General features: G+C 63.6%; 16 protein-coding genes. 15 read left to right on the forward strand and 1 reads right to left on the reverse strand.

Features of this window, described 5'->3' with window-relative positions; all coding sequences use genetic code 11:
- The first annotated feature begins 15 nt into the window (after positions 1 to 15).
- The 8 genes from E8E95_RS07220 (at position 16) to E8E95_RS07255 (ending at position 7,647) form a co-directional block, all read left to right on the forward strand.
- A complete protein-coding gene (locus E8E95_RS07220) occupies positions 16 to 1,029 on the forward strand; it encodes a hypothetical protein (protein WP_280349206.1) in 1,014 nt (337 codons plus the stop codon).
- A 232-nt stretch (positions 1,030 to 1,261) separates the two neighbouring features.
- Positions 1,262 to 2,242 carry a quinone oxidoreductase gene (locus tag E8E95_RS07225; RefSeq protein ID WP_077526986.1) on the forward strand — a complete coding sequence of 327 codons (981 nt, stop codon included), beginning with the start codon at positions 1,262 to 1,264 and terminating at the stop codon, positions 2,240 to 2,242.
- 11 nt (positions 2,243 to 2,253) lie between these two features.
- Positions 2,254 to 3,102, forward strand: a complete 849-nt coding sequence (locus E8E95_RS07230) for a TauD/TfdA family dioxygenase (RefSeq protein ID WP_280349207.1) — start codon at positions 2,254 to 2,256, stop codon at positions 3,100 to 3,102.
- 70 nt (positions 3,103 to 3,172) lie between these two features.
- Complete coding sequence (locus E8E95_RS07235; RefSeq protein ID WP_280349208.1) at positions 3,173 to 4,225, forward strand: 3-keto-5-aminohexanoate cleavage protein; 1,053 nt, start codon at positions 3,173 to 3,175, stop codon at positions 4,223 to 4,225.
- Between the two features lie 113 nt (positions 4,226 to 4,338).
- The gene (locus E8E95_RS07240; RefSeq protein ID WP_280349209.1) at positions 4,339 to 5,643 is read left to right on the forward strand and encodes an MFS transporter; all 1,305 of its coding nucleotides are present in this window, start codon (positions 4,339 to 4,341) and stop codon (positions 5,641 to 5,643) included.
- Entirely contained in the window at positions 5,640 to 6,308 is a 669-nt protein-coding gene (locus E8E95_RS07245; RefSeq protein WP_280349210.1) for a DsbA family oxidoreductase, read from the forward strand. The genes E8E95_RS07240 and E8E95_RS07245 overlap by 4 nt, the downstream gene beginning before the upstream one ends.
- Positions 6,305 to 6,655: a Rieske 2Fe-2S domain-containing protein gene (locus E8E95_RS07250; RefSeq protein ID WP_280349282.1), complete on the forward strand. Its 351-nt coding sequence runs from the start codon at positions 6,305 to 6,307 to the stop codon at positions 6,653 to 6,655. The genes E8E95_RS07245 and E8E95_RS07250 overlap by 4 nt, the downstream gene beginning before the upstream one ends.
- Positions 6,637 to 7,647, forward strand: a complete 1,011-nt coding sequence (locus tag E8E95_RS07255) for a putative sulfate exporter family transporter (protein WP_280349211.1) — start codon at positions 6,637 to 6,639, stop codon at positions 7,645 to 7,647. Before E8E95_RS07250 ends, E8E95_RS07255 begins: the two co-directional genes overlap by 19 nt.
- 480 nt (positions 7,648 to 8,127) lie before the next feature.
- Here the strand turns inward: E8E95_RS07255 and E8E95_RS07260 are convergent, their stop codons facing one another.
- On the reverse strand, positions 8,128 to 9,132 hold the full coding sequence (locus E8E95_RS07260; protein WP_280349283.1) for an AraC family transcriptional regulator: 1,005 nt from the start codon (positions 9,130 to 9,132) through the stop codon (positions 8,128 to 8,130).
- A gap of 362 nt (positions 9,133 to 9,494) precedes the next feature.
- Between E8E95_RS07260 and E8E95_RS07265 the strand changes: the two genes are divergently transcribed.
- The 7 genes from E8E95_RS07265 to E8E95_RS07295 all read left to right on the forward strand — a co-directional run bounded on the left by E8E95_RS07265 (position 9,495) and on the right by E8E95_RS07295 (position 18,640).
- Complete coding sequence (locus E8E95_RS07265; protein ID WP_280349212.1) at positions 9,495 to 10,058, forward strand: alpha/beta hydrolase; 564 nt, start codon at positions 9,495 to 9,497, stop codon at positions 10,056 to 10,058.
- A gap of 135 nt (positions 10,059 to 10,193) precedes the next feature.
- Complete coding sequence (locus tag E8E95_RS07270) at positions 10,194 to 12,116, forward strand: DUF1302 domain-containing protein (protein WP_280349213.1); 1,923 nt, start codon at positions 10,194 to 10,196, stop codon at positions 12,114 to 12,116.
- A gap of 41 nt (positions 12,117 to 12,157) precedes the next feature.
- A complete protein-coding gene (locus E8E95_RS07275; protein ID WP_280349214.1) occupies positions 12,158 to 13,516 on the forward strand; it encodes a DUF1329 domain-containing protein in 1,359 nt (452 codons plus the stop codon).
- A 70-nt stretch (positions 13,517 to 13,586) separates the two neighbouring features.
- The gene (locus E8E95_RS07280) at positions 13,587 to 14,639 is read left to right on the forward strand and encodes a YCF48-related protein (RefSeq protein WP_280349215.1); all 1,053 of its coding nucleotides are present in this window, start codon (positions 13,587 to 13,589) and stop codon (positions 14,637 to 14,639) included.
- A gap of 17 nt (positions 14,640 to 14,656) precedes the next feature.
- The gene (locus E8E95_RS07285; RefSeq protein WP_280349216.1) at positions 14,657 to 17,185 is read left to right on the forward strand and encodes an MMPL family transporter; all 2,529 of its coding nucleotides are present in this window, start codon (positions 14,657 to 14,659) and stop codon (positions 17,183 to 17,185) included.
- A gap of 141 nt (positions 17,186 to 17,326) precedes the next feature.
- A complete protein-coding gene (locus E8E95_RS07290; protein WP_280349217.1) occupies positions 17,327 to 17,677 on the forward strand; it encodes a DUF3302 domain-containing protein in 351 nt (116 codons plus the stop codon).
- Positions 17,678 to 17,680: 3 nt separating this feature from the next.
- Positions 17,681 to 18,640 carry an HlyD family secretion protein gene (locus E8E95_RS07295; protein ID WP_280349218.1) on the forward strand — a complete coding sequence of 320 codons (960 nt, stop codon included), beginning with the start codon at positions 17,681 to 17,683 and terminating at the stop codon, positions 18,638 to 18,640.
- Positions 18,641 to 18,677: the final 37 nt, after the last annotated feature.

The raw sequence follows: 18,677 nt of genomic DNA on the forward strand, positions 1-18,677 counted from the left end.
GGTACGCTGCTTTCAATGCTGATCGTCATCCTTGCGTTGACGCTCGGCGGGTGCGCGTCGAAACCGGCAGAACCGCCTCCGGTCGTGGTCTCCCAAGCCACCTGGCGCCAGGTGGACCGCGACATCGCCGCCGCTTCCCTTGCGGCCACCAGCCAGGCCCGCCGTTACGCCCAGGATTCCATGGATCGCTGGATGGACCTGATCTACCAGCGCACCGATAGCCAATTCCTCCCCTGGTTTTCCAGCTTCTGGACCCGCAAGTGGCTGAGCATCAAGGTCGGCTGGTATCGCCTGAGTTCCGACGGCGAACGGGAACAGACGGTGAATCGGCTGGCCGCCTACCTGCAGGAGGAATACGACGAGCAGGTGCTGCAGCCGGTTGCCCGCGAGATCGATCCGGACGACATCATGGAGCAGACCACGCGAACCTATATCCAGCAGCTGGATGAGCGCCTGCAGGTGATTCCACAGCGCTTTGGCGTACCCGGCGACCAGTTCGCCCAGCATCTGCAGAAGATTCCGGCAATCGAGTTGGCGCCACCTGGCCAGCGTGCGTCGCTCTACCAGGTACTCAAGGCCGACCCGCTGGAGAAACTGCCAGCCTATGCCTCACTCATGGGCCAGATTCGCAATGCGCCGAACGGCGCCGGGGCATGGACCACCGATGACGGTCTGTCGCGCATTACCCGCGACACCAGCGAGCAACTGGAATCGGAACTGGCGACCAGCGGTGCCGCCAGTATCGCCACCAGTTTCATGGGGCGCGTCGCGGGCCCGATACTGTCCCTCGGCTTCACCGGCGTCAGCGCCATGCTCCATGAAGAGGGGCGAGCCGATCGCGAGGCGACCTTGCGCCAGAGCCTCAACCAGGCCTTCGACGAAGAATGGCTGGAGCTGATGCGTAACCCCGACGTGGGGGTGATGGCCGGGGTGATCCACCTGTCCGGGCAAGTAGAAGGCAGCCTGACGCAGACCAAGACCCAGCCCATCCAGTTCCAGCCACTACCCCGCGTGATACCTGCGCAATAGCCTGCCCATGCGCCGGCTCCAGGCCGGCACTGCTTCCTGCGTTCCACCTGTCGAACATCGAATACCCCATCGCGTTTCTCGGCGCGGCGCAGGCTTTGCCGCTGCGCCGCTACGCCTGTCATGAAATGCGAAGCTGCTGACGCCCTATGAGAAGCAGTCAGGAGGGGGGATGCCTAGAGTCCAATCCATGGGTCCGTGACCCGATTACAAGAATCCAGATTGGAGACAAGGCATGGCCAAGGCAGTTCGATTTTATGAAGCCGGGGGACCGGAAGTGCTTCGTTATGAAGAGGTTGAGGTCGCAGACCCTGGCCCGGGTGAGGTGCGTATTCGCCACGTTGCCGTGGGCCTGAATTACGCCGACACCTACTTCCGCAATGGTACCTATCCCATCCCGCTGCCCAACGGTATCGGCGTAGAAGCCGCCGGCGTGGTGGTGGCGGTCGGTGCGGGCGTAACCAACGTTGCCCTGGGTGACCGCGTCACCTACACCGGCTTCCTCAACACCCTTGGCGCCTACAGCACCGAGCGTCTGGTGTCCGCAGCGCCGCTGATCAAGCTGCCCGAAACCATCGCCTTCGAAACCGCCGCGGCCATGACCATGCGCGGCCTGACTTCCGCCTACCTGATGCGTCGTATTTACGACTTCAAGGAAGGCGACAGCATCCTCCTGCATGCCGCTGCCGGCGGTGTGGGCCTGATCGTCTCGCAGTGGGCGAAGCTGCTCGGCCTGACCGTGATCGGCACCGTGTCCACCGAGGCCAAGGCTGAAGTGGCGCGCTTCCACGGCTGCGACCACGTCATCAACTACAGCGAAGAAGACATCGCCCAGCGCGTGCGTGAGCTGACCGGCGGTCGCGGTGTCGACGTCGTCTTCGACAGCGTGGGCAAGAACACCTTCAACGCCTCCCTGGACTCGCTCCGCCGTCGCGGCCTGCTGGTGTGCGTCGGCACCGCTTCGGGTCCGGTCCCGGCCTTCGATCCGGTGCTACTGGCCATGAAAGGCTCGCTGTTCATCACTCGTCCGGCCCTGGCCGACTACATCGCCGATCCAGCGGAGAAGGCCGAGCTGGTCGGTGAGCTGTTCGACCATGTTGGCAGCGGTCGCATCAAGATTGATATCAACCAGCACTACGCGCTGGAAGATGCGGTCCAGGCCCATCGTGACCTGGAATCGCGCAAGACCACCGGTTCGTCCATCTTCGTCATCTGAGGTCGCTGGCCATGAAAGTCGAGCAACTCACGTGCGCCATCGGCGCCGAAATCAGCGGTGTGAACCTGGGCGACGCTTCTCGTGATGACGGCCTGTTCGCCGAGATCAAGGCGCACCTGCTCAAGCACAAGGTGCTGTTCCTGCGCGACCAGGACATCAGCCGTGCCGAGCACGTGGCGTTCGCCCGCCGCTTCGGCGAGCTGGAAGACCACCCGGTGGCCGGTAGCGATCCGGAGCATCCTGGTCTGGTCCGTATCTACAAGGATCCTGACCAGCCCAACGACCGCTACGAGAATGCCTGGCACACCGATGCCACCTGGCGCGATGCGCCGCCCATGGGCTGCGTACTGCGCTGCGTGGAGTGCCCGCCGGTCGGTGGCGACACCATGTGGGCGAACATGGCGCTGGCCTACGAGAAGCTGCCTGAAGACGTGAAGCAGCGCATCGAGGGGCTGCGTGCCCGCCACAGCATCGAAGCGAGCTTCGGTGCGGCCATGCCCGTCGAGAAGCGCCTGGCGCTCAAGGCCATGTACCCGGACGCCGAACACCCGGTGGTGCGCATCCACCCGGAAACCGGCGAGAAGGTGCTGTTCGTCAATGCCTTCGCCACCCACTTCACCAACTTCCACACGCCTGAGCACGTGCGCTACGGCCAGGACTACAGCATGGGTGGCAGCGACCTGCTGCGCTACCTGGTCAGCCAGGCCTACATCCCGGAATACCAGGTGCGCTGGCGCTGGAAGAAGAACAGCGTGGCGATCTGGGACAACCGCTCCACCCAGCATTACGCCGTGATGGATTACCCGCCCTGCGTTCGCAAGATGGAACGCGCCGGAATCATCGGCGACAAGACTTTCTAACGATCGATCCACCCGGCCGAGGCAGTTCGGCCGGGACCCCCTGAACAAGAACTTACCGAGGACATCCAGCATGCAATTCTTCGACGATTCCCTGCACCCGGAAAACATGGAAAAAGTGGTCATCACCGTGGCGCCCTACGGCCCCGAGTGGATGCCGGCAGACTTCCCGGAAGACATCCCGGTGACCATGGACGAGCAGGTCCAGAAAGCCGTTGATTGCTATGAGGCGGGCGCGACCGTGCTGCACCTGCACGTGCGTGAACTCGACGGCACCGGCTCCAAGCGCCTGTCCAAGTTCAACGAACTGATCGCCGGCGTGCGCGAAGCCGTACCGGACATGATCATCCAGGTGGGCGGTTCCATTTCCTTCGCTCCCGAGGGCGAGGGCGAAGCAGCCAAGTGGCTGTCCGACGATACCCGCCACATGCTGGCCGAGCTGACTCCGAAGCCGGACCAGGTCACTGTGGCCATCAACACCACCCAGATGAACATCATGGAACTCCTCTATCCGGAGTACCTGAAGGGCACCTCCCTGGAAAACCCGGTCTACCAGGCCGCCTACAGTGAGATGACCGTGCCGGCCGGCCCGGCCTGGGTCGAGGAACACCTCAAGCGCCTGATGGCCAACGGCATCCAGCCGCACTTCCAGCTCACCGGCATGCATGCCCTGGAAACCCTGGAGCGCCTGGTGCGCAAGGGCGTCTACAAGGGCCCGCTGAACCTGACCTGGATCGGCATCGGCGGCGGTTTCGACGGCCCCAACCCGTTCAACTTCTTCAACTTCATTCATCGCGCGCCGAACGGTGGCACCCTCACCGCCGAGTCGCTGCTGAAGAACGTCCTGCCGTTCAACACCATGGCACTCGCCATGGGTCTGCACCCGCGCGTTGGCATCGAAGACACCATCATCGACCAGCACGGCAAGCGCTTCACTTCCGTGCAGCAGATCCAGCAGACCGTGCGCATCGCCCACGAACTGGGCCGCGAAATCGCATCCGGCAAGGAAGCACGCGAGATCTACAAGATCGGCGTCGAGTACAAGGACGTGGAAGAGACCCTGCGCATGAACGGCATGGCGCCGAACCGCCAGCCGGGTCAGAAGCATGTTCCCATGCGTACCTGACCTGCGTAGCCACAAGGGCCGGCCCACAAGGCCGGACCCGGCGGGGCGCTAACCGCGCCACCGCCAGCTAGCGTGACAAAAACAACTACACGCACAGATTCAAGGTAACCGCGATGGCCTTTCATTCCGCTGCCACCGCCGATTTTGACCAATCGGCCGTGAACGTCCCCCGCACCTACGCCTGGGTAGTCTTCGCCCTGACGTTCGGCCTGCTGATCTCTGACTACATGTCGCGGCAGGTGCTCAACGCCGTATTCCCGTTGCTGAAGTCCGAATGGACGCTCTCCGACTCCCAGCTTGGCCTGCTCAGCGGCATCGTCGCGCTGATGGTGGGTCTCTTGACCTTCCCGTTGTCGCTACTGGCCGACCGTTGGGGCCGGGTGAAGAGCCTGGTACTGATGGCCATGCTCTGGAGCCTGGCAACCCTGGGCTGCGGCCTGGCGAAAAACTACGAACACATGTTCATCGCGCGCTTCCTGGTGGGTGTGGGCGAGGCGGCCTATGGCAGCGTCGGTATCGCCGTGGTGCTGTCGGTGTTCCCCCGCGAGATGCGCGCCACCGTCACGGGCGCCTTCATGGCCGGCGGCATGTTCGGCTCGGTACTGGGCATGGCCCTGGGCGGAGTCCTGGCGCAACACCTGGGCTGGCGCTGGTCCTTCGCCGGCATGGCGATGTTCGGCCTGGTGCTGGCGTTGGTCTATCCGATGGTGGTCAAGCAGTCGCGCATCGGTAGTCCGCTGCCGGCGCCGAGCGCGAACAACGAGTTCCCCTGCCGTCGCCCGCTGAAAACCCTGTTCGCCAGCCGCTCGGTGATCTGCGCCTATGTCGGCAGCGGCCTGCAGCTGTTCGTCGGTGCTGCGGTGATGGTCTGGTTCCCCAGCTACCTGAATCGCTACTACCACATGGGCACCGATCAGGCCGGCGCTGTCGCGGCCATCATCGTGCTCACCGGCGGTGCCGGCATGATCGTCTGCGGCATCCTCAGCGACCGCCTGTGCCGCAATGCCCCAGACCGCAAGATCGCCCTGGCCATTGCCTACTGCCTGATCAGCTGCGTGCTGCTGTCGGTGGCTTTCCAGATGGCGCCCGGTGTCGCGCAACTGGTGGTCATCGCCCTGGCCATGCTGGTGGCGACCGGCACCTCCGGCCCAGCCGGCGCGATGGTTGCCAACCTGACCCACTACTCGATCCACGGCACGGCCTTCGCCACCCTGACACTGGCGAACAACCTGCTGGGCCTGGCCCCGGGGCCTTATGTAACCGGCGTACTGGCTGACCATTTCGGCCTGGATCGCGCCTTTCAGTTGATTCCGCTCATCAGCGTCGCTGCTGCCCTGGTGTTCTGGTACGGCAAGCGCCACTACCAGAAGGACATCCAGAAGCTCGCGCCGCTGATGGCGAGCGAGGAACGTGCATGAAACCGCTGTTGGTCGAAATGTCTTTCGACTTCATTTGTCCCTGGTGCCTGATCGGCAAACGCAACCTCGAGAAGGCGCTGGGCAACCTGGCCAAGCTGCGGCCGGATGTCTCCGTGGAACTCCGCTGGAAGGGTGTGCAACTGCTGCCCGACCTGCCGGCGCAAGGTGTGCCCTTCATGGAGTTCTACCTGCAACGCCTCGGCAGCGAGGCGATGGTGCGGGCGCGCCAGGAGCAGGTGAGTGAAGCCGCCTATCACGCCGACGTGGATGTGGACCTGCGACGCATCGTGACCATGCCCAACACCGCCAACGCGCACCGCCTGCTGGCGCTGGCCACGGAGCAGGGCAGCGCGCGTCAGGTCGACGCCCTGCTCGAACGGCTGTTCGCCAGCTACTTCCAGCGTGGCGAGGACCTGGGCAGCAGCGAGCTGCTGCTGCGGGTGGCCAGGCAGTGCGGCTTCGATCCGCGAAACCTGGAGGAGGCGCTGTTCGACGATGGCCGACCCTATGTAGGACGCGATGCGGTTCCCGCGAACCAGGCCGTTCCTTCGTTCGTGATCGACAACCGGCCGTCCCTGGCCGGTGCCCAGCCGTCGTGGCTGATGGTGGCCCAGTTGCAGCACGCGCTGGAGCGGCGCGAAGCGACGGAGGCATGCCTGCCATGACCGCGCGGGTAGAGGTGCCAGCGGACAAGCTGCCGCCGGAAGGCGGTCGCAGCCTGTTTCGACATGACGGCAAGTCGCTGGTGCTGTTCAACCAGGGCGGTGAGATCTACGCCATCGACGAAGGTTGCCCGCACAACGGCGCCTCCTTGTTCGGCGGCAAGCTGGAGGGGCGACTGTTGCGTTGCCCAGCCCACGGCCTGCGCTTTGACCTGGCCAGCGGATGCGTCCCTGGCGTGAGCGGCTTCGGTGTCGCCACCTATGCGGTGGAGCTGCAGCAGGGCCGTTGTTTCATCGATCTATCGCGGCCGCGTCCGCAGGAATCAATCGTATGTCTGCAACAGCAATAACCTCGCTGGGATCGCGCACCCGGATACTCATGCCCGGCGTGATCGTCAGCGCCGTGGTCGCCGCGGCGGCCACCTTCCTTTCCGAGCACTACGGTGCTCCGGTGATGCTCTTCGCCCTCCTGCTGGGCCTCGCGGTGAACTTCCTGGCGGCCGACGGCGCATGCAAGCCCGGCATCGAGTTCACCGCCCGCGAAGTACTGCGGGTCGGCGTGGCACTGTTGGGCATTCGCATCACCCTGGAACAGATCGCGTCGCTCGGCTGGCAGCCAGTCGCCATGGTGGTGGCACTGGTGGTGGTTACCATCCTCGTGTCAGTCGCAGTGGCGCGTCTGCTTGGCTTCAACAGCCTGTTCGGCCTGCTCACCGGTGGCGCCACCGCCATCTGCGGTGCCTCGGCGGCGCTGGCCCTGGCGGCGGCGCTGCCCAGCCATCCGCAGAAGGAACGCGCGACCCTGTTCACCGTGATCGGTGTGTCGGCATTGTCCACCCTGGCGATGATCCTCTACCCGATGATCGCCGAGGCCCTTGGGCTGTCTCCGTTGCATGCCGGGTTCTTCATCGGCGGCACCATTCACGACGTGGCCCAGGTGGTGGGCGCTGGCTACAGCATGGGGCACGAGACCGGCGACAGCGCCACGGTGGTCAAGCTGATGCGGGTCGCCATGCTGCTGCCGGTGATCGTCTGCGCGGCGATGATCACCCGCATGCGCGGTGCCGAGCCGGGCAGCAAGCGTCCGCCGCTGCTGCCCTGGTTCGCAGTCGGCTTCGTGATCCTGGCTGCGATCAACAGCACGGGCGTGATTCCGCCAGTGGTGCAAGAGGCCGGTAACGAGCTGTCGCGCTGGTGCCTGGTGATCGCCATCAGTGCCCTGGGCATGAAAACCCAACTCAAGGACCTCGCTTCCGTGGGTATCAAGCCGATCTTGTTGATGGTGGGGGAGACCGCCTTCCTCGCCGCCCTGGTGCTGGCGATGCTGCATTGGGGGTTCTAAAGACTTACTCCTGCTCCCGTAAGGGGGTCATCGACGCCTGCGACAGCGGGCATTTGCCGCGCCGAAGCCTATAGGGAAGGGCTTCGTAGCGCGGTTTTTTTTGGCGTGACGGGGTGAATACAGGGAGGCATTTACCCCTTTTTTTCTTTGGACGGTTGAGAAGCGTGATCCACGCTACGACATTGCGGGCGGGACAGGTGGCGTAGGCGCGAGCTCTGCTCGCGAAGCGCTGTCGTAGTTCGTAGGATGGGTTGAGCGGAGCGATACCCATGCGGAAAGGGCTGATGGGTATCGCAGGCTCAACCCATCCTACGGTGGTCTCCCGTAGGTTGGTCAGAGCGCAGCGAAGCCCAACATTCGTGCCGTCAGCGAACCCAAATGGTGGATCGGTGAAGCGTGATCCACCCTTGAGAACCCGGCGTTCATGGTTTCGTAGGGTCGCTCTTCACATCCACCATCGAATGCCCCGGACAGCGCCGCTCATTCCTCCGCCTTCACCTGATGCTCACGGCGCCATGCTGCCGGTGCCATGCCGAACTGCGTGGTGAACCAGCGGGTGAAGGAACTGGGCACCGAATAGCCGAGCAGGTCGGCGATGCGGGACAGGGAATAGCGCGGATTCTCCATGTAGCGCAGCACCAGGTCGCGGCGCACCTCGCTGATCAGGTCGGAGAAGGTCACTTGGCTGTCCTCCAGGCGTCGCTGAAGTGTGCGCACGTTCATCCCCAGCGACTGGGCGATCTGCTCGATGGTGGCGCGGCCCATGGGCAGCAACAGGTAGATGGCCTTGCGCACGTCGTTCAGTGTCGATTGCTGGGCGGCGCCGGGCAGGGTCTCCACCAGGCGCAGCGCGTGACGGGCCATGGCCGGGTCAGCCAGGGGGTTGGCCTTGTCCAGGTCGGCGGCCTGGCAAACGATGCCGTTGAACTCGCTGCCGAACTCCAGCTTGCAGCCGAACACCCGCCGATGCAGTTGCAGGTCCGGCGGTGCGTCATGGCTGAAGTTCACTGCCATTGGCCGCCAACCCGAGCCGAGCAGGGCGCTGCACATGCGGAACAGCACACCGATGGCCAGCTCCATGCCCTGGCGGATGGGGACCGGCGGGTCGGTGATGATCTCTTCCCGCAGTACCACTGTCTTGCCCACTTCGTCCACGAACAGCGCCAGTGACTCATTTAGCAGGTGGCGGTACTGGACGATGGTTTCGAGGGCATCACGCAGGGTCGGCTGGTGGGAAAGCAGGAGGCTGATGACGCCGAAGTCCGAAAGCTGGCGGGATTCGGCCATGCGTAAGCCGAAGGTGAGGCATCCGCTGGCGCGGGCGGAATCTTCCAGCAAGCTGGCAGCCGCCGAGGTGGGCAGGCGTTGGTCGGGGTTTTCTATCAGTGCCTGGCTGAGTCCCGCCTGGCGAAGCATCTGTTGTGGGTTGAGACCGAGGTGATGGGCCACTTCCATGTAGTTGGTGAGGGCCGCCGCGCGAACCATTGGGGTCATGTCGATCGCCACGCTGTCGTTGTACCGGAATGTGCCTGTAGGCATGCGCCGATTGTTTTTGTCAGATAAAGCGAAGTGAGTCTGTCGTCGCGGATAGTCTTTGAATTTGTCTTTCATGACAACGCCGGCATTTTTCCTCGTTCCGGCCAGATGAAAGTAAAGCCAATCCCTGGAATTTGGCCCATGCCACGGACGGCGGGCATGGCCGCCCGGCGGGCTGGAAATGGGAGCAGGGTGGGGCTGTCATGAAATGCGAAGAGCCTGACGCCCTATGAGAAGCGACTCCCCCCTGGCACCTCTACTGTTTGCATCACCAAGTTCCTCCAGCCGCGATTGCGGCACAGGGTGATGACGTGAACAACAACGACAACGCAACCATCCTTATCGTCCCCGGCCTGCGGGATCATGTGCCCGAGCACTGGCAGACCCTGCTGGCCGAGCAACTGCCCAAAGTCCGCAGCGTTCCACCGCTGGAAGAGGACAAGCTCAGCTGCGCGGCCCGTGTGGACGCCATTCAGCGCGAGTTGGAACAGATCGACGGCCCCGTGATCCTCGTTGCCCACAGCGCCGGCGTATTGATGGTGGCGCACTGGGCGGCACGTTACAGCCGACCGATCAAAGGTGCGCTGCTGGCCACGCCTCCGGACCTGGACGCTACCTGGCCGGCGAACTACCCGAGCCCCGAATCCCTTCAGGCCAATGGCTGGACCCCGCTGCCGCGTCAGCCGCTGCCGTTCCCCAGCCTTGTCTGTGCCAGTGACGACGATCACCTGGCCAGCCTGGACGCGGTTCGCGCCTTGGCCTACGACTGGGAAAGCAGCCTGGTCGAGCTGGGCAAGGTCGGTCATCTCAATCCGGCCTCGGGCTACGGCGAATGGCCGGACGCCCATGACCTGATCCGGATACTGGATCGCTGATCCAAAGATTCCAACTCAATTGGCCGGGGAGTCCGGCGTAAGTGGCGCGCGGCCATGCAACCGGCTGCGCGCAAACCAGGCAGGGAGCAAGGAAAGGGTTGCGGTAGCCAATACAACAAAAAGCGGAGCCAACGCATGAAAGACAAGAACAATCAAAACCTGAACCTGCGCAGGTGCCTGCTCGCCTCGGCCATTGCGGCCGGGATCGGCGCGCCAGCAGCGATACAGGCCATGGAAGTTGACACCGGTAACCCGGACTGGTCGGTTCGCTTCGACAACACCGTGAAGTACAACTACGGTGTTCGCACCGAGAGTGCCGACAAGCGCATGCTGGCTACGCCGAACAACAACGACGGTGACTACAACTTCCGTCGTTCTGGCACCAACATCACCAATCGTATCGACCTGTTGACCGAGCTGGACGTGATCCACCAGGGCAACAAGGGCTTCCGCGTCAGTGCTGCCAGCTGGTACGACAAGGCCTACGACAACACCGGCTCCAACTCGAACCCGTTCGTCAACGGCAACGAGGACTTCTCCCGCATTGCCGGCCAGCCCGGCACCAACAATGCGGTGCTGGGCAGCCCGCACCTTTCCAACTACGCCCAGCGCTATTACAGCGGCCCGTCCGGTGAAATCCTCGACGCCTTCGTGTTCTACAGCACCGAAATTGGCGAAGAGTCGATGTTCAGCATCAAGGCCGGCCAGCACAACGTGTACTGGGGCGAAACCATCCTCAACCCCGTGCATGCCATCAGCTACGGTCAGTCCGGCCTGGACCTGGCCAAACTCGCTGCGGCACCGGGTACCGAGGCCAAGGAACTGTTCGTTCCGCGCAACCAGGTTTCCGCTTCCTTCACCATCAACCCTGAGCTGACCGTTGCCGCACAGTACTTCCTCGACTGGGACGCTGCACGCCTGCCTGAGGCCGGCACCTACTACGGCAGCTCGGACGTTGTGGGCTTCGGCGCGCAGTCCTTCATCCTTGGCCACACCGGCGGTCCGGGCCTCGCGGGGCCGAACGGCACCCTGACCAACATTCGCCGTGGCCACGACATTACTCCGGATAAGCGCGGTGACTGGGGCCTGATGCTCAAGTGGTCGCCGGAATGGCTGGATGGCACCGTTGGCGCCTATTACCGCCAGACTTCGGAAATCCTGCCGCAAGCCGTGCTCGATGGCACCGGCCTGACCGCACGCGGTGCAGCTGGCCCCATCGCCAACGTGCAGAACTCCATCAGCACCACCAACTACAAGCTGGCCTACGGCGACGACATCGACATCTTCGGCCTGAGCCTGTCCAAGGAATTCGGCGGCGTCAGCGTCGCCAGCGACCTGAACGTCCGCCACAACATGCCGTTGGCGAGCATCCCGGCCATCACCAGCGCCACCGGCCCTGGCGGCCTGGCTGCGGGCCTCGGCTTGCTGCCGGCGCGTATTCCGGGTTCCGGCGTGGTCACCGATATTCCGAGCAGCGGCGACAGCATGAGCGCCACCGGCGACACCCTGCACTGGACCCTGAACGGCCTGATGACCATCGGCGACACGCCACTGTTCGATGCGGCCAGCCTGCTGGGCGAGCTCTACTACAGCAACCTGCTGAAGCTCGATAGCAAGAACGAGGCGCTCTACAAGGGCAAGTCGACCTACCACGGCATCGATCAGCCGACCCGCGACAACTGGGGCGTCGCGGTCAACTTCACGCCCACCTGGTACCAGGTATTCCCGGGCGTGGACCTCTCCGCCCCGATGTCCGTCAACGTTGGCCTGGACGGCGTTTCGCCGGTACAGGGCGGCGGCGCCGAAGACACCGGCAACTACTCCGTGGGTATCGGTGCGGCCATCTACAACCAGTACTTCGTGGACCTGAAGTACGTGGACTCTTTCGGCGATGCCGAGAAGTGCAACAACGGAGCCACCGACGGCTCGACACCTAACGCATTGGACGCCACGCAGCGCTACACCTGCTTTGCCGGGGGTTACTCCTCCTTCTCCGGCGGCGGGGCTACCACGGAAGACCGTGGCGCGGTGTATCTGACCTTGAAGACCACCTTCTGACATTCCGCATAGCTCAAACAAAAGAGCAGGAGAACAACGAGATGAGATTCGTGAAAACTCTGATGGCGGCTTCCCTCGCGGTGGCCTTCGCTGGTTCCGTCCATGCCGCCGTGTCGCCTGATGAGGCCGCCAAGCTGGGCAACAACCTGACCCTGGTAGGGGCCGAGAAAGCGGCTAGCGCCGATGGCTCGATCCCGGCCTACGACGGTGGCCTGACCACCGCTCCGGCGGGTTTCAAGTCCGGCGACAGCATGCGCCCCGATCCTTTCGCCAGCGAGAAGCCGGCGATGGTGATCGATGGCAAGAACGTCGACCAGTACAAGAATCTGCTCAGCGCTACCACCGTTGAGCTGGCCAAGCGCTATCCAGGCTTCCGCGTTGATGTCTACCCGACTCACCGAACCGTGGCCATGCCGCAGCCGGTGCTGGACAACGCCGTGAAGAACGCCACCGGCGCCAAGACCGCCAATGGCGGCCTGGCTCTGGAAAACGTGCTGCCGGGCGTGCCGTTCCCGATCCCGCAGTCGGGCGCCGAAGCCATGTGGAACCACCTGCTGCGTTACCAGGGTGTGACCATCAACTCCAAGTACGACTCCTGGAACGTTGACGCCGCGGGCGTGGCTACCCTGGCCACCACCGGCCAGGCCTTCATCAACTATCCGATCTACCAGGACCTGAACAAGCCCATCGCCAATACCGACGTGTATTACCAGATGAAGCTGTACTACTCGGGTCCGGCCCGCCGCGCCGGCGAGGCGATCATGCTCAAGGACGCCGCCAACGCCGTCGAGCAGCCGCGCCGCGCCTGGCAGTACCTGCCCGGCCAGCGCCGCGTGAAGCTCGCGCCGAGCCTCGCCTACGACACCCCGAACCCGGGTACCGCAGGTGCCGGCACCTACGACGACGTGTTCGTCTTCAACGGTGCACTGGACCGCTATGACTGGAAACTGGTGGGCAAACAGGAACTCATCGTTCCCTACAACACCTACAAGCTGACCTACGCCCAGGACCCGAAGGCCCTGACCACCCCCAACCACCTGTCACCTGACTACGTGCGCTGGGAGAAGCACCGCGTCTGGGTTGTCGAGGGCACTCTGAAAGAGGGCGCTCGCCACATCTACGCCAAACGCCGCTTCTACCTGGATGAGGACAGCTGGGTCGCTCTGGCTTCCGACCAGTACGACGCTCGTGGGCAGATCTACCGTGGCTCCTTCGCTTTCCTCAGCCAGAGCTACGACAAGCAGGTACCGGACACCACCCCGTTCGTGATCTACGACCTGGTGGGTAACTCCTACAACATCAACGGCATCGTTGGCCCGTACGGCGGCATCCGTTATATCGACCCGCTGACCAAGGCTCAGTGGGCAGCCGAGTCCCTGGCTGGCGCCGGCATTCGCTAAGCCAGGTTGGTTGCCGCTCCCTTTGAGTGTGGGGGAGCGGCAACCGCTTTCTTTTTCAGAGGACGTCCCGATGTTTTCTTTCAAGTTCATCGCTCTGGGCATGGCCCTCGTGGCGGGTAATGCCCAAGCCGCGTCCCTGGTCGATGTGCTCGACCTGCCGGCGCAACACAGTGAGCTGGCGATTCGCAGCCCCTTGCTCGACATGGCGCAGGCTGGCCAGCGCCTCGTCGCGGTCGGCCAGCGCGGCCACATTCTTTACTCCGATGACCAGGGCCAAAGCTGGCACCAGGCAAGCGTGCCGGTCAGCTCTGACCTGAATGCCGTGCAATTCCCCACCGACAAGCAAGGCTGGGCCGTAGGCCATGACGGCGTTGTGCTGCACAGCACTGATGGCGGCGCCAGCTGGGAAAAGCAGCTCGATGGCCGCCAGCTCGGTCGGCTCATGCAGGACTACTACAGCGCCCGTCCCGATGCCGGGCAATGGCTGGATGAAGGCAAACGCATCGAGACCGAAGGCGCCGACAAGCCGTTCCTAGACCTCTGGTTCAGCGATGAACGCAACGGTTTCGTCGTGGGTGCCTTCAATCTGATCTTCCGCACCCGCGATGGCGGGCAGAGCTGGGAGCCCTGGACCGACCGTACCGACAACCCGTCCGGCTACCACCTCAACGCCATCTCCAGCGACGGCGAGCATCTCTACATTGCCGGGGAGCAAGGTTTGCTGCTGCGCCTCGACGGCGGCGGTGAGCGCTTCCAGGCACTGGAGTCGCCCTATCAGGGCAGCTTCTTCGGTATCAGCGCCCAGCCCGGCATGGTGCTGGCGTACGGCCTGCGCGGCCACGCTTATCGCAGCACCGATGCTGGCGCCAGCTGGACAGCGGTGAAGACCGGGCTGAACAGCAGCATCACCGCGTCCACGCTCGATGCCCAGGGCACGCTCTACCTGTTCGGCCAGACTGGCCAGGCCCTGGTGAGCAGTGATCAGGGCGCCAACTTCCAGCCGCTGGACATCGGCCAGCCCGTACCTGTCTACGGCGCCCTGGTGTCGAGCGACAACGGCCTGCTGCTGGTGGGCGCGCGAGGCATCAGCCAGCGCCCCGTGGTTTCTGGAAAACAAGAATAAAAGCGAGGCATACCCACATGGGTGGCATGAAACAAGAGCCGATGCCGGTTATCCGGGATCTGAAAGACTTCAATCCACGCAGCGGCAACCTGCTGGAACGCATGGTGTTCAACAACCGTCTGCCGTTCGTGATCGGCATCCTGCTGGTGACGGTGCTGCTGGGCTACATGGCCTTCACACGGCTGGAACTCAAGCCCAGCTTCGAGAAGATGATTCCGCAGGGGCATCCCTACATCCAGAACTTCCTGGAGAACCGCAAGGCCCTGCGCGGGCTGGGTAACAGTGTGCGCATCGTGGTGGAGAACCCCAAGGGCGACATCTTCGATCCGGCCTACCTCGATGCGCTGAAAAAGGTGCATGACGAGCTATTCCTCACCGCAGGCGTCGACCGCGCCTGGATGAAATCCCTCTGGGCCCCCGGCGTACGCTGGACCGAAGTGACCGAGGAAGGCTTCCAGGGTGGCCCGGTCATGCCCGATGGCTATGACGGCTCGCCCGCCAGCATCGAGCAACTGCGGCAGAACATCGCCCGCGCCGGCATCGTCGGCAGCCTGGTGGCCAATGACTTCAAGTCCACCATGCTGGTGGTGCCGTTGCTGGACCAGGCCACCGCCGGCAGCCAGGGCGTGGACTATCACCAGTTCTCGCGCAATCTGGAAGAAAAGCTGCGCCTGCACTTCGAATACGGAGGCGACCGCAAGGCGCAAGCTTCAGGTGAAGAAGGGCAGGGCGCGATCAAGATCCGCGTGATTGGCTTCGCCAAGCTCGTGGGCGATCTGATCGACGGTCTGATGCGGGTCATGGCCTTCTTCGGCCTGGCGGTGGTGACCACCTTCTTCATCATCCTGGCCTATACCCGCTGCCTGCGCAGCAGCCTGCTGGTGATCGTCTGCTCACTGCTGGCGGTGGTCTGGCAGCTGGGGATCGTTGCCTGGCTCGGCTACGCGCTGGACCCGTATTCCATTCTGGTGCCCTTCCTGATCTTCGCCATTGGCGTGTCCCACGCGGCACAGAAGATGAACGGCATCATGCAGGACATCGCCCTGGGCACCCATCGCCTGGTGGCGGCACGCTACACCTTCCGCCGGCTGTTCCTCGCCGGGGTCACCGCGCTGCTGGCGGATGCCGTGGGCTTTGCCGTACTGATGCTGATCGACATTCCGGTGATCCAGGACCTGGCCATCACCGCGAGCATCGGCGTCGCCGTACTGATCCTGACCACCTTGCTGATGATGCCGGTGGCGCTGTCCTACGTGGGCGTCGGCAAGAAGGCCGCCGAGCGTGCCTTGCGCATCGACAACAACGCCGCCGCGCACAAGGGCTTCGGTCATGTCTGGGACTTCCTCGACCGTTTCACCGAGAAGCGCTGGGCCCTGACCACCGTCGCCCTGGCCTCGGTGCTGGGTGTGGCGGGCTTCATGGTCAGCATGAACCTGCAGATCGGCGACCTGGATGCCGGCGCACCGGAACTGCGCCCGGAATCGCGCTACAACCGTGACAACGCCTACATCACCAGCCACTACGCGCTGTCCAGCGACCTGTTCGCGGTGATGGTGAAAACGCCGGCCGAGGGCTGCCTGAACTACCAGACGCTGATCCAGGCCGACCGCCTGGCCTGGGCTCTGCAGCAGCATCCGAACGTCCAGGCCACGGCATCCCTGGCCAACGCGGTACGGCAGATCACCGCCGGCACCTATGAGGGCAACCCCAAGTTCCTCAGCCTGCAACGCAACCAGGACGTGCTGAACTACGCCGCCCAGCAGGCCTCGGTGAACACCCCCGAGCTGTTCAATACCGACTGCTCGCTGATGCCGGTTATCGCCTTCCTCAAGGACCACAAGGCGCAGACCCTCGACGAAGTCGTGGCGATCGCCGATCGCTTCGCCGCCGAGAACAGCAGCGAGGATCGCCAGTTCCTGCTGGCAGCCGGAAGCGCGGGCATCGAGGCGGCGACCAACATCGTCGTGCGCGAAGCCAACCGCACCATGCTGTTCTATGTCTACCTGGCGGTGACGCTGTTCTGCCTGATCACCTTCCGTAGCTGGCGTGCAACCCTGGTGGCCTTGCTGCCGCTGGTGCTCACTTCCGTGCTCTGCGAGGCGCTGATGGTGGTGATGGGCATTGGCGTGAAGGTGGCCACTCTGCCGGTGATCGCCCTCGGCGTCGGCATCGGCGTCGACTACGCGTTGTACCTGCTCAGCGTGCAGCTGCAGTTCCAGCGCCAGGGCCTTTCGCTGTCGGAGGCGTACAAGAAGGCGGTGTCGTTCACTGGACGGGTCGTCGGTCTGGTGGGCATCACCCTGGCCGCCGGCGTGGTGTGCTGGGCCTGGTCGCCCATCAAGTTCCAGGCCGACATGGGCATCCTGCTCACCTTCATGTTCGTCTGGAACATGATCGGTGCCCTGATCCTGATCCCGGCGCTGTCCTATTTCCTGCTGCGCGAACGCGGCGAAGCGGCGCGGCCGGTGAGCCCGGCCGACGAGCCGGTTGCACGCCCCGTCAGCGAGGCGGTGCAGAGCAGCCATGTGGAGTCCGTGCAGCCCTGACCAGCAAGCGAAGGAAGTTGGACTAATCTGGAAAACGGGGGATCGCCGCCGGCTACTTTTGTGGCCGGTGGCGATACCGTTTTCGGATTTACCGACGTGCCTGCTTCATGTTGTGAAGGCCGTCCTTAAGGACAGAACAACATGCTTGATTACTTTGCGCTGGGCGTACTCTTCTTCGTGGGGATCGTGCTGTTCTACGGCATCATCGTCCTCCACGACATTCCCTACGAAATCGCCGTACACCGTAACCACCCGCATCAGGACGCCATCCACGCCGCTGGCTGGGTGAGCCTGTTCACCCTCCACGCGCTGTGGCCCTTCCTGTGGATCTGGGCCATGTTGTACCGCGAGGACCGCGGCTGGGGCTTCGACCACGGCAAGCCCGGCTCTGCCCAGGACGCTGACCTGGCAAAGGAGCTGGTGGAACTGCGTCAGCGCATCGAGCAGCTCGAAGGTCGCGCGCCGGCCGCCCAGGACGAGAAGGGGGATTGAGCCATGGATCTGTTATTAGTCCTCACCTATACGGCGTTCTGCGTTGCCATCTTCAAAATCTTCAAGATCCCGCTGAACAAGTGGAGCGTGCCCACTGCCGTGCTCGGCGGCATCGTGTTGATCGGTGCGCTGATCTTCCTGATGAACTACAACCACCCCTATTCGGAAGTGGCGCGGACCTACTTCGTCTCGGTGCCCATCGTGCCCGAGGTGTCGGGCCAGGTCATCGAGGTGCCGGTCAAGGCCAACCAGCCGCTGGAGAAGGGCGATGTGCTGTTTCGCATCGATCCGACACCGTTCGAGAACAAGTTGAAATCCATCAAGGCGCAGCTGGTGTCGGCCCGCGCCGACCAGTCCCGCGCCCGTGAACTGGCCGCACGCAATGTCGGCAATCGCCGCGACGTGGACCTCACCACCGCACGAGTCGACGACTTGCAGGCGCAGCTGAACATTGCCCAGTTCGACCTGGACAACACCGTGGTTCGGGCGCCGAGCAAGGGCTTCGTCTCCCACGTATCCCTGCGTCCGGGCGTCCGTGCGGTGAAGTTGCCGCTGCGCCCCTCGATGGTCTTCATTCCTGACGAAGGGTTCTATTTCATCGCCTGGATGCGGCAGAACAGCCAACTGCGCCTGAGCACTGGCGACGAGGCGGAAGTGGCGTTCGACGGCATTCCGGGCCGCGTCTTCAAGGGCGAGGTGAAGCAGGTGATTCCGGTGATCGGCGAAGGCCAGGTGCAACCGTCCGGTACCCTGATCAGCTTCACCGGGTCACCGCCACCGGGACGGGTGCCGGTGTTCATCGAAATCACCGACCCGGACTATGCGCAGTACGCCGCTGTGATGCCGGGTGGCTCCTATGGCCAGGCGGCGCTCTACAGCAAGCACTTCCACCATGTGGCGATCATGCGCAAGATCCTGCTGCGCATGGCGGCCTGGATGAACTACATCTTCCCGTTCCACTAACAGTCGGATAGCCACGAACCTGTTTACGATTTCGTCG

This window comes from Pseudomonas sp. BN414, from assembly GCF_029871275.1.
GTDB lineage: Bacteria > Pseudomonadota > Gammaproteobacteria > Pseudomonadales > Pseudomonadaceae > Metapseudomonas > Metapseudomonas resinovorans_C.

Excerpts from the sequence above, each read along its gene's own strand:
- E8E95_RS07220 (WP_280349206.1), top strand. The coding sequence starts at position 16 with ATGCTGATCGTCATCCTTGCGTTGACGCTCGGCGGGTGCGCGTCGAAA.
- E8E95_RS07225 (WP_077526986.1), top strand. The coding sequence starts at position 1,262 with ATGGCCAAGGCAGTTCGATTTTATGAAGCCGGGGGACCGGAAGTGCTT.
- E8E95_RS07230 (WP_280349207.1), top strand. The coding sequence starts at position 2,254 with ATGAAAGTCGAGCAACTCACGTGCGCCATCGGCGCCGAAATCAGCGGT.
- E8E95_RS07235 (WP_280349208.1), top strand. The coding sequence starts at position 3,173 with ATGCAATTCTTCGACGATTCCCTGCACCCGGAAAACATGGAAAAAGTG.
- E8E95_RS07240 (WP_280349209.1), top strand. The coding sequence starts at position 4,339 with ATGGCCTTTCATTCCGCTGCCACCGCCGATTTTGACCAATCGGCCGTG.
- E8E95_RS07245 (WP_280349210.1), top strand. The coding sequence starts at position 5,640 with ATGAAACCGCTGTTGGTCGAAATGTCTTTCGACTTCATTTGTCCCTGG.
- E8E95_RS07250 (WP_280349282.1), top strand. The coding sequence starts at position 6,305 with ATGACCGCGCGGGTAGAGGTGCCAGCGGACAAGCTGCCGCCGGAAGGC.
- E8E95_RS07255 (WP_280349211.1), top strand. The coding sequence starts at position 6,637 with ATGTCTGCAACAGCAATAACCTCGCTGGGATCGCGCACCCGGATACTC.
- E8E95_RS07260 (WP_280349283.1), bottom strand. The coding sequence starts at position 9,132 with ATGGTTCGCGCGGCGGCCCTCACCAACTACATGGAAGTGGCCCATCAC.
- E8E95_RS07270 (WP_280349213.1), top strand. The coding sequence starts at position 10,194 with ATGAAAGACAAGAACAATCAAAACCTGAACCTGCGCAGGTGCCTGCTC.
- E8E95_RS07275 (WP_280349214.1), top strand. The coding sequence starts at position 12,158 with ATGAGATTCGTGAAAACTCTGATGGCGGCTTCCCTCGCGGTGGCCTTC.
- E8E95_RS07280 (WP_280349215.1), top strand. The coding sequence starts at position 13,587 with ATGTTTTCTTTCAAGTTCATCGCTCTGGGCATGGCCCTCGTGGCGGGT.
- E8E95_RS07285 (WP_280349216.1), top strand. The coding sequence starts at position 14,657 with ATGGGTGGCATGAAACAAGAGCCGATGCCGGTTATCCGGGATCTGAAA.
- E8E95_RS07290 (WP_280349217.1), top strand. The coding sequence starts at position 17,327 with ATGCTTGATTACTTTGCGCTGGGCGTACTCTTCTTCGTGGGGATCGTG.
- E8E95_RS07295 (WP_280349218.1), top strand. The coding sequence starts at position 17,681 with ATGGATCTGTTATTAGTCCTCACCTATACGGCGTTCTGCGTTGCCATC.